The organism is Virgibacillus carmonensis (genome assembly GCF_057836705.1).
This window is the reverse complement of sequence record NZ_JBYQFJ010000008.1, coordinates 81,524-99,399: the sequence shown is the minus strand read 5'-3', so window position 1 is coordinate 99,399 and position 17,876 is coordinate 81,524. Positions and strand designations below refer to the sequence as shown.

At 38.5% G+C, this 17,876-nt stretch carries 19 protein-coding genes; 11 read left to right on the top strand and 8 right to left on the bottom strand.

The features are described 5' to 3' along the window. Positions 1-104 precede the first annotated feature (104 nt). Both betB and betA read left to right on the top strand, forming a co-directional pair. A complete protein-coding gene (gene betB, locus AC3G7N_RS08660; RefSeq protein WP_489421812.1) occupies positions 105-1,562 on the top strand; it encodes a betaine-aldehyde dehydrogenase in 1,458 nt (485 codons plus the stop codon). 357 nt (positions 1,563-1,919) lie between these two features. Then, on the top strand, positions 1,920-3,602 hold the full coding sequence (gene betA, locus AC3G7N_RS08655; protein WP_489421811.1) for a choline dehydrogenase: 1,683 nt from the start codon (positions 1,920-1,922) through the stop codon (positions 3,600-3,602). A gap of 78 nt (positions 3,603-3,680) precedes the next feature. Here betA and AC3G7N_RS08650 read toward each other — a convergent pair whose 3' ends face one another. The 3 genes from AC3G7N_RS08650 to AC3G7N_RS08640 form a co-directional block, all read right to left on the bottom strand. Then, the gene (locus AC3G7N_RS08650; RefSeq protein WP_489421751.1) at positions 3,681-4,076 is read right to left on the bottom strand and encodes a VOC family protein; all 396 of its coding nucleotides are present in this window, start codon (positions 4,074-4,076) and stop codon (positions 3,681-3,683) included. A gap of 287 nt (positions 4,077-4,363) precedes the next feature. Further along, the gene (locus tag AC3G7N_RS08645; protein ID WP_489421750.1) at positions 4,364-6,454 is read right to left on the bottom strand and encodes a sensor histidine kinase; all 2,091 of its coding nucleotides are present in this window, start codon (positions 6,452-6,454) and stop codon (positions 4,364-4,366) included. Beyond that, entirely contained in the window at positions 6,429-7,115 is a 687-nt protein-coding gene (locus AC3G7N_RS08640; protein WP_489421749.1) for a response regulator transcription factor, read from the bottom strand. The genes AC3G7N_RS08645 and AC3G7N_RS08640 overlap by 26 nt, the downstream gene beginning before the upstream one ends. A gap of 227 nt (positions 7,116-7,342) precedes the next feature. Between AC3G7N_RS08640 and AC3G7N_RS08635 the strand changes: the two genes are divergently transcribed. Next, complete coding sequence (locus AC3G7N_RS08635) at positions 7,343-7,747, top strand: RrF2 family transcriptional regulator (protein ID WP_489421748.1); 405 nt, start codon at positions 7,343-7,345, stop codon at positions 7,745-7,747. A 27-nt stretch (positions 7,748-7,774) separates the two neighbouring features. Continuing rightward, positions 7,775-8,347: a class I SAM-dependent methyltransferase gene (locus AC3G7N_RS08630; RefSeq protein ID WP_489421747.1), complete on the top strand. Its 573-nt coding sequence runs from the start codon at positions 7,775-7,777 to the stop codon at positions 8,345-8,347. Positions 8,348-8,668: 321 nt separating this feature from the next. Here AC3G7N_RS08630 and AC3G7N_RS08625 read toward each other — a convergent pair whose 3' ends face one another. Together AC3G7N_RS08625 and rlmH are read right to left on the bottom strand one after the other, a co-directional pair. Further along, the gene (locus AC3G7N_RS08625) at positions 8,669-9,664 is read right to left on the bottom strand and encodes a virulence RhuM family protein (RefSeq protein ID WP_489421746.1); all 996 of its coding nucleotides are present in this window, start codon (positions 9,662-9,664) and stop codon (positions 8,669-8,671) included. Between the two features lie 638 nt (positions 9,665-10,302). After that, positions 10,303-10,782, bottom strand: a complete 480-nt coding sequence (gene rlmH / locus AC3G7N_RS08620; protein WP_489421745.1) for a 23S rRNA (pseudouridine(1915)-N(3))-methyltransferase RlmH — start codon at positions 10,780-10,782, stop codon at positions 10,303-10,305. Between the two features lie 168 nt (positions 10,783-10,950). Here rlmH and AC3G7N_RS08615 point away from each other — a divergent pair, with 168 nt between their 5' ends. Both AC3G7N_RS08615 and AC3G7N_RS08610 read left to right on the top strand, forming a co-directional pair. Continuing rightward, a complete protein-coding gene (locus tag AC3G7N_RS08615; RefSeq protein ID WP_489421744.1) occupies positions 10,951-11,493 on the top strand; it encodes a PadR family transcriptional regulator in 543 nt (180 codons plus the stop codon). A gap of 12 nt (positions 11,494-11,505) precedes the next feature. Beyond that, a complete protein-coding gene (locus tag AC3G7N_RS08610; RefSeq protein WP_489421743.1) occupies positions 11,506-12,018 on the top strand; it encodes a DUF4188 domain-containing protein in 513 nt (170 codons plus the stop codon). Positions 12,019-12,047: 29 nt separating this feature from the next. On the opposite strand, the gene AC3G7N_RS08605 is transcribed toward AC3G7N_RS08610, so the two are convergent. Continuing rightward, positions 12,048-12,800 carry an AAA family ATPase gene (locus AC3G7N_RS08605; protein ID WP_489421742.1) on the bottom strand — a complete coding sequence of 251 codons (753 nt, stop codon included), beginning with the start codon at positions 12,798-12,800 and terminating at the stop codon, positions 12,048-12,050. Between the two features lie 116 nt (positions 12,801-12,916). On the opposite strand from AC3G7N_RS08605, the gene AC3G7N_RS08600 reads away from it, so the two are divergent. The 3 genes from AC3G7N_RS08600 (at position 12,917) to AC3G7N_RS08590 (ending at position 15,335) form a co-directional block, all read left to right on the top strand. After that, positions 12,917-13,159 (top strand): sigma-70 family RNA polymerase sigma factor, encoded by a 243-nt coding sequence (locus tag AC3G7N_RS08600; protein WP_489421741.1) that lies wholly within the window; start codon positions 12,917-12,919, stop codon positions 13,157-13,159. A gap of 110 nt (positions 13,160-13,269) precedes the next feature. Then, positions 13,270-13,629: a Lin0512 family protein gene (locus tag AC3G7N_RS08595; RefSeq protein ID WP_489421740.1), complete on the top strand. Its 360-nt coding sequence runs from the start codon at positions 13,270-13,272 to the stop codon at positions 13,627-13,629. Positions 13,630-13,760: 131 nt separating this feature from the next. Further along, positions 13,761-15,335, top strand: coding sequence for a cation:proton antiporter (locus AC3G7N_RS08590; protein WP_489421739.1), 1,575 nt, complete (start codon positions 13,761-13,763; stop codon positions 15,333-15,335). A 69-nt stretch (positions 15,336-15,404) separates the two neighbouring features. On the opposite strand, the gene AC3G7N_RS08585 is transcribed toward AC3G7N_RS08590, so the two are convergent. Continuing rightward, the gene (locus AC3G7N_RS08585) at positions 15,405-15,878 is read right to left on the bottom strand and encodes a helix-hairpin-helix domain-containing protein (RefSeq protein WP_489421738.1); all 474 of its coding nucleotides are present in this window, start codon (positions 15,876-15,878) and stop codon (positions 15,405-15,407) included. Positions 15,879-16,018: 140 nt separating this feature from the next. Between AC3G7N_RS08585 and AC3G7N_RS08580 the strand changes: the two genes are divergently transcribed. Then, positions 16,019-16,564: a GNAT family N-acetyltransferase gene (locus AC3G7N_RS08580; protein WP_489421737.1), complete on the top strand. Its 546-nt coding sequence runs from the start codon at positions 16,019-16,021 to the stop codon at positions 16,562-16,564. Positions 16,565-16,700: 136 nt separating this feature from the next. Continuing rightward, positions 16,701-17,039: a group-specific protein gene (locus AC3G7N_RS08575; RefSeq protein WP_489421736.1), complete on the top strand. Its 339-nt coding sequence runs from the start codon at positions 16,701-16,703 to the stop codon at positions 17,037-17,039. A 25-nt stretch (positions 17,040-17,064) separates the two neighbouring features. On the opposite strand, the gene AC3G7N_RS08570 is transcribed toward AC3G7N_RS08575, so the two are convergent. Next, positions 17,065-17,742 (bottom strand): RibD family protein, encoded by a 678-nt coding sequence (locus tag AC3G7N_RS08570; protein WP_489421735.1) that lies wholly within the window; start codon positions 17,740-17,742, stop codon positions 17,065-17,067. Positions 17,743-17,876: the final 134 nt, after the last annotated feature.

The following is a 17,876-nucleotide window of genomic DNA, read 5'->3' as shown; positions in this document are numbered from 1 at the left end:
ATAACAGTACTGTTAGGATAATCGTATTAATAATATTTAATTTTTATTTAATATATTTAACAATATAATTATAGTAAAGGAGTGATGATTTGAGCTTACAAAGAATGTATATAAATGGTGAATGGGTGAACGCCAAATCCGGTGAAACACGAGATATCATTAACCCTTTTAATCAAGAAGTCATTGCAACTGCTGCTGAAGGAAATGAAGAAGATACCCGAGCAGCCGTTCAAGCAGCAAGGGTGGCATTCGATGAAGGAAGCTTTAGCACATTACCTGCAAGTGAACGAGGTGAGCTCGTTTACAGAATCGGTACATTGATCCGTCGAGACTTGCAGGAACTGGCCGAACTTGAGACATTGGATACAGGTAAAACAGTCGAAGAAAGCCGAGCTGATATGGCCGACATCGCTAAGGTTTTTCTTTATTTCGGTGGTTTAGCAGATAAAAATGGCGGTGAAGTCATTGAATCACCGATACCAAACAGTGAAAGTAAGGTTGTTCGCGAGCCCGTCGGTGTCTGTGGTCAAATCACACCATGGAATTATCCTTTATTACAAGCTGCATGGAAGATTGCACCGGCTTTGGCAGCAGGTAATACTATTGTTATGAAACCGAGTGAGATCACACCATTAACAACAGCTAAAGTTTTTAAACTAATAGAAGAGGCTGGCATACCAAAAGGCGTAGCCAACTTAGTGCTCGGTTCCGGGGCATCTGTTGGCGCGGAACTATCTGTTAATGATGACGTTGATTTAATTTCATTCACCGGTGGCATTGAAACCGGAAAAAAAGTCATGCAGGCAGCCAGTCATAATGTGAAGAAAATCGCACTTGAGCTCGGCGGAAAGAATCCGAATATCGTTTTTGCCGATGCTGACTTTGAAACAGCAGTTGATCAAGCGTTAAATGCTGTATTTTTCCACGCAGGACAAGTTTGCTCTGCGGGATCCAGGCTTTTAATAGAAGAAAGCATCCATGATGAATTTGTTGAAGCACTCATTGAACGAACGAAACAAATCAAATTAGGTAATGGTTTTGATGAAAACACACAAAGTGGCCCAATGATTTCTGCAGAACACCGTGCGAAGGTTGAAAGCTATGTGGAAATTGGCCAAAAAGAAGGAGCCAAACTAGCTGTTGGCGGTAAGCGCCCTGATGATCCTGAATTGCAAAACGGCTTTTTCTATTTACCTACCATATTTACAAATTGTACAAACGATATGCGTATCGTCCAGGAAGAAGTATTCGGCCCGGTATTGACAGTAGAAACATTCCAGACCAAAGAGGAAGCTGTCAAATTAGCGAACGATACGATTTATGGTTTGGCTGGAGCCGTCTGGACGCAAGATTTGAATAAGGCAGAATTTGTCGCGGCACGCTTGCGAATGGGTACCGTTTGGATCAATGACTTCCATCCTTATTTTGCACAAGCACCGTGGGGCGGTTATAAGCAATCAGGCATTGGCCGTGAACTTGGTCGCGAAGGTATGGAGGAATATACCGAGGTTAAGCATATTTATCGTAATACACAACCTGAACCTATTAATTGGTTTAACTAATTTTGGTGTAAATCTACAATAGCTCTAAGCCTTCTTTCATAGAAAGGTTTAGAGCTATATTGAGTTTATACCACCATGTTCCGTGTACGGCTTCTAAAAAACTAGAATACTACGCCATGATTTACAAGTTAAAAAAATCATGCTATATTAATATTATTCCATACGTTAAAAATATATTTAACAAACTTAATAAAACTAATACAGTCAAAGAAGATGAACTAGTTTTCCAGATGCTGGATTCGTTGAGCTAACAGATTTTATACATTCTTATCTTTCAACGAAATACGTTTTTGATCAATGTTTTCAACTTCTTTGTACACTGTATACCTTTTAACAATCTTTAAGGAGGTATTTCAGATGAATCAAACTTACGACTATGTAATTGTTGGCGGTGGTAGTGCAGGTTCTGTACTCGGCAACCGTCTAAGTATAGATGAGAACAGTAGTGTTCTTGTTCTGGAAGCGGGGCGCAATGATTACTTTTGGGATTTATTTATTCAAATGCCAGCAGCGTTGATGTTCCCATCAGGCAACAAACTCTATGACTGGATTTATTCTACAGATCCTGAGCCTTATATGGATGGACGTCGTGTCGCGCATGCTCGGGGGAAAGTACTTGGAGGGTCAAGTTCCATAAATGGCATGATCTACCAACGTGGTAACCCGATGGACTATGATCGTTGGGGATCTGATAATGGGATGGAAAATTGGGATTATGCCCATTGTCTTCCGTATTTTAAACGACTGGAAGCAACCTTTGGAGAAGATTCCGAGGAGTACCGCGGTCACCATGGTCCAGTTAAATTAAAGCGCGGACCTGCAACGAATCCTTTATTTCAAGCCTTTTTCGATGCAGGTGTTGAAGCTGGTTACGCAAGAACTCCCGACGTAAACGGTTTTCGTCAAGAAGGCTTTGGCCCATTTGACAGCCAAGTTCATAACGGAAGACGAGTTTCTGCTTCACGAGCATATTTACGTCCAGCAATGAAACGCAAAAACCTTACAGTAGAAACACGTGCCTTTGTTACCAGCATCGATTTTGATGGCACCAAAGCGCAGGGTGTAACATACCAAAGAAATGGAAAGACCTATCAGGTTAACGCGGGCGAAGTGATTCTTGCCGGTGGTGCATTCAACACACCGCAGCTATTACAATTGTCCGGTGTAGGAGACGCTGATCATTTACGTTCTCTTGGCATTGATCCAGTCCTTGACTTACCTGGCGTAGGTGAAAACCTCGAGGATCATCTCGAAGTATATATTCAGCACGCTTGTCCGCAGCCTGTTTCCATGCAACCCAGCTTAAATAAGGCCAAAATGCCTTGGATTGGCTTGCAATGGCTGCTTGGACGTACCGGCCCTGCAGCATCGAACCATTTTGAAGGTGGCGGGTTCGTCCGTTCGAATGAAGAAGTTGAATACCCAAATCTGATGTTCCATTTCCTGCCACTTGCGGTTCGTTATGATGGGCAAAAGGCGGATACAAAGCATGGATTCCAGGTACACGTCGGACCAATGTATTCCAACTCCAGAGGCAGCCTGAAAATCCGTTCACGCAACCCTTTCAAGCATCCAAGTATCGTATGTAACTATCTGTCAACTGAAGAGGATCGACGTGAGTGGGTTGAAGCAATACGCGTTGCACGGGAAATCCTTTCTCAGCCGGCGTTAGCACCTTACAGTACGGGTGAAATTTCACCAGGACCTTCTGTTCAAACAGAAGAAGAAATCCTGGAGTGGGTTAAGAAGGACGGGGAGACGGCACTTCATCCATCGTGCACGGCAAAAATGGGACCAGCTTCTGATCCGATGGCAGTCGTAGACCCAGAGACCATGAAAGTTCATGGCCTGGACAATGTACGGGTAGTTGATGCTTCTGCTATGCCGCATACAACAAATGGAAATATCCATGCGCCTGTATTGATGGTGGCGGAAAAAGCAGCCGATATTATCCGTGGACAAAAACCAATGAAGCCCGAGTATAAAGATTATTACCGTCATGGCGTTCACCCGACAGACGCAGGCACAGTTGAGAAGTAAGTTATTATAATCCAATATAATATTAGAAGGAGACCGTTCTATTTACAAGATCGGTCTCCTTCTTTTTAAAACTAATAACTATTTCGCATTCTCATCTGGTTGATGTATACCAAATAAATTTCCTTCTGTATCCGTGTAGTAACCCTGCCACGCCATTCCAGGAAGTGCATATTTTGGCATCGCGACTGTTCCGCCATTTTCCGTAATCTTTTTCTCGATAGAATCATAATCTTCCACACCCATTGTACAAGCGAATCCATTCAAAGGCTGGTTTGCTTCTGGAGGAGGACCCTGTCTTTGCATCAAAGCTCCGTTAATACCCATATCATTTTCATCACCCGTTACAGCTCCAAAATAAGGCATCCCCGCATAGTCCGTCCAATCTTCAAATTTCCAATCAAATACGCCACCATAAAACGATTTCGCTCTTTCCATGTCATCCACATGAATTTCAAAATGAACCATTCTCCCCATACTATCCACCTACACCTTCCCAAAATTTTGTTCCCACTATGTATATTCTGCATAGGACGGCCGAACACCTGCTTCATTTTTGAAAAATTTATATCCCTATCACACTTAAGGCAAAATACCGTCCGGGACGTGAATACGGTCCGGGATCGATGGAATACGGTCCAGTTCAGGGCGAATTGCTTTGCAGGCTGATATCTGGAATCTATTTACTTCAGTAAAATCACACGATGTAAAAAAGAATAGGACATCAAATGATATCCTATTCCAATCCTATTGCTCTTTATTTATCACTCATTACTAAATTGATGCTTAGGGAGATAGATCTTAGCCTTAAACAAATCTCCGTCAACATGGATATTAAATCTCCCTTTTTGTATTTCAATTAAGTTCCCGGCAATCGATAATCCTAACCCACTGCCTTGGCTCGTTCTGGACTCATCGCCTCTTTTGAAACGCTCCATTAGTTCGTCTGCTGTGATGTTTAACTCAGTCGCTGAGATGTTTTTGAAAGTGATCAGTATTTCATCTTCATCGCCCAATTCGACTATATCTATATATACTCTCGATCCTTCAAGAGCATAATTAAATATATTAGATAACAAGTTCTCTATGGACCTCCATAATAACTTACCATCAGCTGTAACATATATTTTTTCATTAGGATGATTCATCTTAAAATCTAAAGCCATGGCGGCTACTTTGTCATTCACTTCCCCCAGACCTTGAGTAATTAAGGAGACGATATCAATTTTTTCTAAAGCAACTGGTATATTTCCACTTGTGGCCTTAGCTGCTTCAAATAAATCATCTGTTAATATTTTTAGCCTTTTGGATTTTTGATCTAATACTTCAAGATAACCTTCTGTCTTTGATGAATCCTTTTCATTTTTCAAAAGATCGACATACGTGATAATAGAAGTTAAAGGAGTTCTTATATCGTGTGATACATTGGTGATCAGCTCCGTCTTTAACCGCTCACTCTTAAGTTCATTATCAACTGCTTTTTTCAACCCATCGGTGATGCTGTTAATATCGGAAGCGAGTCCTGCAAACTCTCCTTTGCCATTCACTTCGATTCGATGATGTATATTTCCGTCCTTGATTGTCTCTACCCCGTCCTGTAAAGCTTTAAAGGATTTGACTTTTTTATAGGCAAACCATGCTGCTATACCAATGGTTACCGGGAACATGAAGAACGTTAACGCAATTAATATTGGATAGCCAATTACGATTAATACCGTCTTAACTCCGATACTTCCGCTACTATATACATCCCTTACAAACTTAACTAACGTATAGATCAAACTGAAGATCAGTGTATGCTTGAAAAGCGTTTTATTTTTACAATGTTTCACGAGAGTCAGTACTAGCAGCAACCCAACCGTAACAACAGGAAACGTTATGGGAAAGAAAAACACATCAATTTTAATAGACACTTCTTCCACCCATGCACCCCAAAGCAAGATAAAGGATATACACACCGCTATATTTATATCATTATATAATTTATCTACTCCATAAAGGTGTACCTCTTGATCCTTAAATGATTTTCTTCCAGTCACGACTACTAGATAAACAAATGAAAGAATAAATCCTAACAAGAACCATGCTATATTATATAAATTCTTCGTAGCTATGGCTTTATTGCTCTCCCATTCTTTTATTTGAGCATCTAAGGTTTCTTCCGTAAAAGCAACATACATAACCGTGTTTTCTGGATTCAATTCATTTAGACGGTCTTTTATCCGATATAAGTATTCATTTTGTTTCACTTTATTTGGAAAAAATTCACGTTGATAATCTTCAACTATCATATAAGAAGGATAGCTTTCAAACTTTCCTTTATCTTTCATCGTTGTGTTTGAAAATACATTTTCCCCATCACTAGCATAAAACAACGGTGATTCATACTCTTCAAGATTTTGCATAAGTAAATGAAATTCTTCAAGATCCTCCTGAATCATCCTATCTTTCGCCTGAGAAATTTCAGCAGCATATTCCTGTTTAAATGATTCATAATTTTTTTCACTACTTAACGCTGGATTATAACTATTAGATTGGAGTTGATAATCTAAAAATAAGTTATCCTCTTTATTTTTCCATTCATCCTCATCAATTGTTCCGCCACTTTTAATATATTCTTCATTCTTATATACCTCTATTAAGGTTGTAAGAATACCAATGAGATTTTCACTTTCCTGAACAAAGCTCCTACTTTCAAAATAATGGTCATCAACCACGCTACTAAAGTCTCCATCATTTTCGATCTCTACGTTTACAAATGATTTCATGATACCCATGACACATAAGATTGCAATTATAAAAACAACTATTTTTGTTATGATTGAATGGCTATATTTTTTCAACTTTATATCCAACTCCCCACACCACCTTCAAGTATTTTGGCTCCTTTGGATTAATTTCTATTTTTTCTCGAATCTTTCTAATATGAACGGATACAGTATTTTCCGGACTATGAGCCGTTTCATTCCATACCTTTTCATAGATCTCCTCGATGGAGAAAACTTTTCCAGCATTTGCAATCAGAAGCTTTACTATTTTATATTGCACCGGGGTAAGGCGGACTTCCTCCCCGTCGACAGTGATCGTTTTACTTTCATCATCGATCATCAGCCCCCCAGTCTGATATACATTGCTCCCCGTTTCAAGACCTCCAAAGGTTGTGTATCTTCTCAGTTGGGATTTGACCCTTGCAATCAATTCCAAAGGGTTAAATGGCTTGGTAATATAGTCATCAGCGCCTAAATTTAATCCGATTATCTTATCCGAATCCTCCGATTTGGCAGAAAGCATTATCAATGGAATGCTATTTTCTTCTCTAATCTTCATGGTAGCTTTGATCCCATCCATCTTAGGCATCATAATATCCATGATAATAAGATGGATCTCATGATCTCTGATTACTTCAATGGCTTCTATTCCATTAAAAGCTTTGAATATATGGTAACCTTCATTTTCTAAATAAATTTCTATCGCATCGACAATTGCTATATCATCATCACAAACTAATATGTTCACGGAAATTCACTCCTAAATGAAACTTTCACCATTTATCACCTCTTTATTATATCTTCTAAGAGCATCATACCAGTTAAATCTTAATAAATACTTTATACATTTCTTAAGATTTTCTTAGTATGTTCAAAAATCAACAAGTTGACTTCCTTCACGTCTAGTGATAAACTTTTTTATATTACAGACATCAGGAGTCTTTAATATCTTTTATAATCATAAGGAGGTTTAGCATGAGGTATTCAAACGCAACAAACTACGCCCTGCATACGATGGTCCATTTAATGCTACAACCTGTGGAGAGCTCAGTGGGAGTACAGGAATTAGCCGAAATGCAGCATCTTTCACCGACTTACCTTTCTAAAATATTAACCAAACTTACGAAAGCGGGTTTGATCGAGTCGACACCTGGCGCGAAGGGAGGCTATAAAATCTCCAGAACAAAACATGACATATCCTTTTTGGATGTTATTCATGCGATTGAAGGAGATACCAGCTTATTCGATTGCTCCATTCATCATGAAGGATGCTTGATTGAGAGCGTCATGAAGCAGGCAGAGGAAAATATGAAAGATGAACTGGAATCAAAGCTTTTGATCGATATTGCGAAAGAGGCAGCATCCAAACAGCAAGCCTAAACAGCTGCTTAAAAAAGGAGGATCTATATGAATCACCCACATAACAAGCACAGCAAAGGAAAAGTATCGTATTTGGAAAGTCCCGAACGAAGAAAGGAATTCTCTCCGGAACAGTTGCTTAACATGATTCCTATAAAAGAAACGGACAGCATCTTGGATTTTGGCGCTGGAACCGGTTATTTTTCCATTCCTGCGGCAAAAAGGATCAATGGAAACGTATACGCGATGGATATTGACGCTGCCATGCTGGAGATAATAAATGAGAAAGCCATGGAAGAACAGCTCACGAATATCGTCCCTGTGCAGGGAAGTATGGAGGCACTTCCTATATCTGATGGCTCTATCGATTTAATCATCGCTTCTCTGGTACTGCATGAAATCCAGCCACTGGCACCACTTCTTCAGCAAATGAAAAATATACTGGCAAAAGAAGGCTATCTAATCTGTCTGGAACTTGAACCAAAAGGAAGTTCCGAAAAAGCACCGAGAATTACCTTAGAAGGAATGGAGCGGGAAATGAAAGAAGCAGGATTCCAGGTAACGGAAAAATTTTTCCCAGCAGAATCGCTATACATGCTCGTTGTGCAAAGGACAGAGTGAAAAATTAATCTTTGTTTAATTAAGGATATTAAGTCACTCTAAGTATTTGATTGTCCCTTCTGCCTATCATGTGTTGATTGCCTATGAGACACATGTTGTAACAAAAATGGGACAAACATGGATGTTATTTTTTAAAAGAAACAGAAGATATTACTCATGCATTGATAATTGAAGTACAAGTTTAAGAAAACCAAAAGGAGACCGTCGTGTTATTTAGACGGTCTCCTTCATTATAAATTAGGTATCTTTGTATCTATTTGGCATTAATTCTTCTCTTTGTTTCAGCACTATTTATAATAAGCATGTTTATTAACTGGCAAGTTACTTTTTCAGATTATTGCTCTCAATAAATTGATCAAAATCATCAGAAGAACTTTGACTTATTCGATGTTGATTAAATTTTTCATATTCCTGAGTGGCTATCGTATCTGCAACTGCTTTTGAAACCTTTCCAGCGTTTTCTAGAATATCACGATCATTGAATTGAAGAAAGGCATTGAGTTTATCAATCCAATCCTTCATATACATAGGCCGTTGTCTTTCTGCTTGATCTTCAGCATAATCCAAATACATCGTAACTATTCGATTAAGCGACTTTAATTCCTTTTCCGATAAGTAATTTTTAGCAACGGTTACATCCTGTTTACGTACTTTATCACCTTTCCATGAAGTTAGTCCCATATTTTCCTTCTCTGCTTTTGCTCTATCTACTGTGAGTTCAGCAGCCGTTTTACGATGTATAGCAAAATGGAGTTTATTTTGAACCGTAGCAAAAAATCCCTGTGTGATTTCCGCTTTACCATCATAATCAACAGATGTAGCGTAAATGTCCGTGATCTTTTGATAGAATCTTTGCTCAGAAGAACGAATATCACGTATTCGTTCCAGTAATTCATCAAAATAATCCTGTCCAAAGTTACGCATTTCCTTCAAACGATCATCATCCATAGTAAAACCTCTAACAAGATACTCATTTAAGCGGTCTGTTGCCCACTGACGGAATTGTGTACCTCGATGAGAACGAACTCTATATCCAACTGCAATAACCATTTCGAGGTTGTAAAATGATACTTCGCGTTCAACCTCTCTCTTTCCTTCAGTTTGAACTATTCGGTTTTTCCGAATAGTTCCCGATTCCGGAAGTTCACCTTCAGCATATATGTTCTTTATATGCTCATTAATCGTATTTACTCCCTTTTGGAATAATTCTGCTATTGCCTTTTGGGTCATCCAAACTGTCTTATTTTCCAATCTAACATCTATTTTTGTATTTCCATCCTCTGTTTGATAGATTAGGACATCAGTTTCATTTTGCAATGTCATCACTCCCTTTTAATAAAATTTAACTTACCACCTTCTAAACCTTCTAGTATGTAGTATTATACCATTTAAAACATAAAAAAGAGAATGTTTGTTCCTATTAATTCAATTTTTTTTGGTATAAAAACGAACCCCCTCAAACTCGTTGAAGAGTTCAAAGAGGCTGAATTTTATTAATTAATTTGTCTAATACGGTATTACTTAATTCTACTGAAAAAATCTGGAACTTGAACCAAAAGGAAGCTCTGAGTAAAGCAACTAGAATTACCTTGGAAGGAGATAACGGATCTGCCACTTGTTTTACTTTCTCACGTTCAAAGCCATTTTCAAATATTCAACAAACAGGCTGGACTGCTGTTCTAGCTGTACATCATTTTCCGCCAGGATTGCGTCATCAAGGGCGGAACCATCGACGAAAGTAATGATTGATCGCGAAAGCAGTTCACTGTCAAATCGATCGTCAGGATTTCTCGCCTTATAACTATATGGTTGCTGAGGATAGAGGAAAGTATGAATGATGTAGTTGAAGATGAATACTGAGTTCGTATTCGTATTTAGTGAACTCAGTATTTTGTTTTACTGATTAAGAGTTGAGATTCATTGTACTAATTTCTCTCTTCAATCTGCATTAACTTTTACTTATGATAAGGCTCCCCCCTAATAATCCTAAACCCCCGATAAACCTGCTCCACCAACACCAATCTCATCAACTGATGCGGAAATGTCATCTTTGAAAATGACAACGCTAGGTCACTCCGCTTCTGTACCGCTTCACTAATCCCTAATGATCCACCAATCACAAATGCAATTTTGCTCCTGCCATAAGTGGCAAGCTCATCCATTTTGGCTGCCAACTGTTCGGAACTTAGCATTTTTCCACCAATCTCAAGTGTAATGACGTATGAATCCTGGTTAATCTGCGCTAGAATTCGTTCGCCTTCCTTTTGTTTCACTTCCATCATTTCTGCATCACTCATGTTTTCGGGTGCTTTTTCGTCCGGGACTTCAACAATATCTACCTTTGCATAGGCTGTGAGGCGTTTCAGGTATTCCTGGATGCCTTGTTTTAGGTACTTTTCTTTTAATTTTCCTACCGTGATAATAGTGATCTTCATAACAATACGTCCTTTTTGTTTTATCGTTGCTCTCAGTTTACCAAAAAAACACTACGATAACAGCTACACCTGACAGATTAGGAAATTTTCTAACTTTTGCTTTCCATTTCATCCACTAACATGTATTATATATCTAAATGATACATATCATAATGATAGGTGGTTCAGATGAAAAAAAATAATAACACAAAGTATGCCATACTCGGTCTGCTGACTACAGAGTGTCGTTCAGGTTATGCGATAAAACAAATGATTGACCAGAGCTTGAATCACTTTTGGAAAATTAGTTATGGCCAAATTTATCCTACGTTAAAACAACTGGTCGAGGACGGGTTAGCTACTGTTCAGGATACATCGCAGGAAGGGAAGCCTGATAAAAAGGAATATTACCTTACACCAAAAGGAGAGGACGAACTTGAGATTTGGCTTCAAAATCCCATAGAGGAGCTGCCTTCTGATAAAAACGAAATGTTATTAAAGTTATTTTTTAGTCGTCATCAAAGCAATTCCGAAACAATCAGCCACATTGAACAGTACCGAAATAAATTGCTTGAGCGCTATAACACATATGAAGCAATTGAAAGTATGATAACTACTACTTCACGCGAAAAGCCAGATGCAGGATATTGGCTTATTACCTTGGATTACGGGAAACGAACTACACTAGCTGCAATGGAGTGGTGTGAAGTTACAATACAAAAATTAAAATAGGAGGGGAAATTAATGGAGAAATCGGTATACGAAGGCAGGTATACGACTGAAAACGACCAGGATATCGTTGTATTTCTCATAGGAATGAGGATAAACAAAAGACGCGTTATACGGAAATGGCTGCCCGTTTTTTTAGCAATGCCTGGTATGATAAAAGAGCTTTATCAGAATCAGGAGAGTCTTGGTTTTCTATCAATGGAAAGTTTTTTTGGACTCCGAACAACGGCTATGATTTCATATTGGCGGTCAACAGATGATCTTCTTGCTTACTCAAAAGGCCAGAAACATTTGACTGCATGGAAGAACTTTAATAAAAAGATAGGAAACAATCATGCTGTTGGAATATACCACGAAACCTATGTTGTCCCAAAAGGTAGTTATGAATCTATTTATGGTAATATGCCTCTTTATGGGCTTGGCAAAGCGGCAAAACACATCCCTGTTACAGCGGAAACAATTTCTGCAAAAAAGAGATTAAAGCCTGTCCAAACCAACAATTCACAAACAAAGCCTACGTCACGATAATGATGTAGGCTTTCTTGCTTAATGATATTTCACTGAAATAAGTGGTGAAGCAATCGTTCTCTATCATCGAAAAACTGTTTCATAATGGAATACTGACTGGTTTCCTCTAAGGTTGATTCTGCCATGCCTTCTTCTGTCAGCCGAATGATTTTTGCGTGTTCATATGCCATGATAATTGGCGAATGGGTGGAAATGATAAATTGAGATCCTTGGTTTACTAGGTCGTGGATTCGCGCTAGCATAGACATTTGCCTTAATGGTGACAAAGCCGCTTCTGGTTCATCTAAAATGTAGAGGCCATCACCTGAAAACCGATTCATAAATGTCGCAAAGAACGCTTCCCCGTGGGATTGTTCATGCAATGACTTTCCACCATAAGAATCGATAACTTTTGGACCACATGAAGGCTCGGCATCCAGCTCCTCAATATTAGTAGATACATTGTAAAACGTTTCTGCTCGGAAGAAAAAGCTGTCTTTTGGCTTTTTGACCCCTTTTGCAATACGTAAGTAGTTATCCAAATTGGAATGCGAATTATAGCTAGAAAAATTGAAATTAAGGGTTCCGCCCTCTGGATTAAAGCCTAATGCAACCGCAATGCCCTCAAGTAAGGTAGATTTCCCCATTCCATTCTCTCCAACAATATAGGTTACATTTGGGTGTAGGTATAATTTTTGAAAGAATTGGATGACAGGAAGGCTAAACGGAAATCGGCCATCCTTTGGTATCGAGTCTGTTAAATCAACACTTTTTATGTGTTGTAATGTATGGTTTAATTTCATGGCACCAAAACCTTTCCTGGATGTTCGAAAAATGATCACAAATCAGTTTAAGAAGTTTATTACAGGGGTATTACATAACTATTACGGAATTCGAAGCAACACAAGGGGCAACTTTTATGCATAAAGATAAAATGTTATTAGATAGAATAACAAAGCGGGATACAAGAGCATTGGAAGAGCTTTATGATCGGTATAGCTCTTATTTGTATAATCTCATCAAACGAAAGATTACCGACGCTAAACAAATCATCTCATTGTTAAAGCAATTATTTCAGGAAATCTGGCAAAATCCACACCATTTTCTTCAGGAAAAGTATGTCTCCATTGCTCTTTCCAACTATTGCATGAAACAAATTTAACAATTATTTATACCTATAGTTTAACAAAGTTTCGTGCATTGCTCTAGGATTGTTTGTCCGTGGTCTTATACGGGTAAAATAACTAATACTAATAGTAAAGGAGAGATATAATGCAACAGATAGTGTTCATCCAAACCGGGACTGGAATTGATGTACATGGTCAAGATGTAACAAAAGCATCTATGCGTGCTGTGAAAGATGCAATCCATTATAACTCGATGCCTGGTATTGAAAAAAGCTTACCTGATCAACGACTTGAAAATATGAAGGTGAATGTGAAACTTGCACTCCCTCTGGACAATGAAAAGCTTGACCAGGAAAAAGTGAAGGAAATGATTCCATATGGTGACGTTACCGTTGAAATTGTGAATGGTGGAATGGCAACGACAAGTGGCATTTTCCTTGAAGATAAAGCGGATAAAAACGATTTGATGTATATCGTGAATGCCGCAGTTGAAGTTGGGTATTAATAGTATAGATAAAAAATAATCTCAAACATGTTTGGGATTTATTTTTTTGCCGATTTTACTGATGACTAATACGCTACCATTCATATCTATAATGGTGGACGGTTCATCTCTACTGAAGGAGGAGATACTCTTTGCCTGATTTAGATTTACACCATACCTTTGAACTTGGCCTTATCCTAATTATGATTGCGGCCGGTATTACCGCTATTGCAAAGAAATTTAAAAAGCCATACCCAATTGCTCTTGTTATTGTTGGAGCAATCATCGGGCTTGTAAACATTCCTGTATTGGGACCACTAAAGGATTTTATAACGGAAGGTGAAATCTTTAACTTTGTCATTATTACATTATTTCTGCCTGCTTTGTTAGGAGAGGCAGCATTAAAGCTTCCATTTTCACATCTTAACGAAAATAAAAAGCCCATCCTTGCTCTAGCATTTGGTGGTACCTTTCTATCATTTATCATCATTGGTTTTTCAGCAATATGGTTCTTAGATTTTTCTATCCCAGCAGCTTTCGTATTTGCAGCAATCATGAGTGCTACAGATCCCGTAAGTGTTCTATCCATCTTTAAAGGACTGGGCGTAAACAAAAGGCTCGCAACTATTATTGAGGGTGAGAGCTTATTTAATGACGGATTAGCCGTCGTACTATTCAAAATATCAGCATTTTCGTTAGTAGCCTATATGGAACTGGGTATTGAAGGTGCAGGTCTTGGACTGTGGGAATTTGTTAAAGTTGTAGCGCTCGGTGTCATCATTGGGGCTGTGCTTGGGTATGGATTTTCCCATTTAACTAAATACTTCGATGACTATCCATTAGAAATTATTTTTAGTATTATTCTTTTTTATGGTGCCTTTTTGCTTGCGGAAGGGGTTCATGCGTCTGGCGTAATTGCGGTTGTTGTGGCTGCACTTATATTCGGAAACTATGGAGCTAAAATTGGGATGAGTCCGGCAACGAAATTGAACATTAGTAACTTTTGGGATGTAGCAGCATTACTAGCTAACTCTCTTGTATTTTTAATGGTTGGATTAGAAATCACGAGAATTGACGTAGCCGACAAATGGGGATTGATATTTATTGCCATTTTGATTGTGCTTATAGCTCGAAGCTCCGCAGTATACATAAGTTTGTTCTTCATGAGAAATATCCCGAACTCATGGAAGCACGTTTTTAATTGGGGAGGTCTAAAAGGATCTCTATCAATTGCTCTCGTTCTTAGTCTTCCGAGAGACTTTCCAGGCCGAGAAGATATTCTGATACTTGCTTTTAGCGTGGTACTGTTTTCCTTAGTCGTCCAAGGGCTCTCCATTAAACCGCTTTTATCTTTGTTAGGAGTCACAAAAGATGAAGAGGGTTATGCGGAGTATAAATCGATTATTGCACATGCACATCGATATGAAACAGCCATCACTGAAATAAATAAAGTGAAAAAGAACTTATTCATAACGGAAACTGTCTCAAGCGAGGTAATAGATAAATATGAATATGAGCTAAAAAAATTGCACGATGAAATGGACCTGCTTTTTCAGAAGTATCCTGAACTGAAAGAAAAACAACAAGTCACTTTACAAAAATATGCCCTATATGCGCAACACGAAGCCATCGATCTGTTGTTAAAAGATGATATCATTACGAGTGAAATAGCTGAACAAGAGCATGAATCGATAGCAGATAAACTCGTGGAGTTGGAGGATGATTAATTTTTAAAAAGATGTCATCTGCAAAAAAAATAACCAAACAAAAGAATGATTGGTATTTTTATGTGGTTGTTATTTAGTTGGCTCCGCTTCATGCCAAGCCAATTTGGGCCGTGTATCAGGGTACCCATTCTGTTCACGGAACCTTTTTCGTTCTGCCGTAAAATCAAACCACTTTTTCTCACTACCTGGATGACTGGCATGATGGACGACACAACGCAGCGAATCTTCAACACACGGATCCATCCAATAGCCATACTGCTCTTCTGCAAGATTGGTTAACGCTGCACCTGTCTCATCTTTAAGATCTTCGAATGAGTAGTAGCCCAAATCAATCACAAGTTGTGCGAGTTTTGGCCCAATCGATGGTATCGTTTGGAAGATCGCAAGGCCTTTTAGATACTTAGCACGTTTCAATGATGCGCCAAGACCGATCGCCAGATTCTTTGGTTCCATTTCAGAAATTTGGTTAAGCTTTATTTTATAGGTTCTTAGACTAGTCCTCTCTTTAGATGTTAACGGTAACTTTGGAGAAGATGCTTTCATTCGAATCACCTCAATGTTAGTACTACAAATCGGTTTTCATGGCTGTAAAGTGGCGCTTTTTCATGAAATATAGTTGTCTATTTCAGTATACATTTGTGGTATGATAAGGTCTATAAATAAACAAAATGGAGGGGTTTCTCATGTTTTTTCGGGAAATTGATGAAGATCTTACTCTACAGCTAATGGAATTAGAGGATGCCGAAGCACTATTTAGCTTAACAGATGCCGGGCGTCCGTATTTACGCGAATGGTTACCTTGGGTAGATGCAACGAAGACAGTTGATGATTCACGTGGCTTTATTGAACATACCATGCGGGGATTTGAAGATAAGAAAAGCATGACTCTAGCAATTCGATTTAAAGGTAAACTTGTTGGAACGGCTGGTTTTAATAACTTAGACTGGTCAAATAAAGTCGCTTACATCGGTTATTGGCTTGGACAAGATTATCAAGGAAATGGAATTATGACCCGTGTTGTACGCGAGTTAACTGACTATGCTTTTACTGACCTTGACTTTAACCGTATCGACATCCGTGCAGCATACGAGAATTCTAAAAGTCGATCTATTCCAGAACGCTTGAGATTTATAAAAGAAGGACAAATCAGACAGGCCGAATGGTTATATGATCATTATGTGGACCATGTTGTTTATGGAATGTTAGCGAGTGAGTGGGGAAACCAGTAGAAAACTTAACTAGTAAGCTATGAATTCCCCTAGCTAACAATTAAAATAAGATTGGGCTATCAAAGCAACCAATTTTATCAGAAAGGGCTCGATATACATGCGCTTCTATATTGCCTCGAGTTTTGAAAATAAGAATATGGTACGTTATGTTTCACAAAAGCTTGTATCAAAGGGGTTCACGCATACATACGACTGGACGATGAATCAGCGTGCCATAGAGCCTAAATCACTGAACGCAATTGGTGAGCAAGAAAAAAGTGCTATTGACAGTAGTGATATTTTCATCATGCTTCTGCCTGCAGGGAAAAGCAGCCATGTTGAACTAGGAATTGCGCTTGGTTTAGAAAAAATTGTGTATATCTATTCAACAGAAGAAATCAATCCAGCAACTGCTTCCACCTTCTATTATGTGGATGGTGTAAATCGTCTTTCTGGAAATTTAGACCGTTTTATTTCTATGATTGGTGTCGTATAAAAGCCTTTCCTACATATCAAACTAGCTATTCAACTTCATAATGAAGCCATACTGCGCCATCTTCTCCCAATGGTTTTGTGTTTAGAAGTTTTAGTTTTGTAGCACCTACAATTGAGGTTAGATCATCGCAATCAAAAACTGTGGGTGTTGCTCTTCCTCCGATTGCTACCGGAGCTATAACCAAGCTGATTTCATCGATCAATCCTGCTCGTAAAAAGGCGCCGTTTATTGCCCCACCACCACTTAACCCTAGCTTTTTAAACCCACGATCATATAAGTGTTGAAGCGCAACAGATAAATCGATGTAATCACCCTTTCCTGCCTGTATGTATGAAATACCTTTATCATTTAACTGTTTTATATAATTATCGTACACATTTTCTCGTGTTACTACAATTAGACCTTCCGTTTGATTCCAATCTATTCTTCCTTTTCCATCAAAAACAATATAAGCCTTAGACTTTTTTGGCTGATAAATAACATTTTCCGGTTCTATCCAATCCTTACTCCAAACAATCAAACTCTCACTTCCAGACACCATTCCATCACAATCTAATTCGTCATATAATCGATGAGTTAATTCATTAGCGTTTCCATCAATGTCTTCGGTGGTCCACTCCATAACGTTATGTTCAGGTGCAGTTGTAATTCTACCATCAATGGATGAAAATACACTTACTATTACTTTAGGTTTCTGATACATTACTAACCATTCTCCTTTAGGAACTTTTAACAAGTATAGTATATCTATAAATTAAATGTCAGGGATAATTTTTATTAGAAAAGCCCGCCATTCGCCTCGTCCTTAATAGTAAAACACTTAATTGCACTTATACT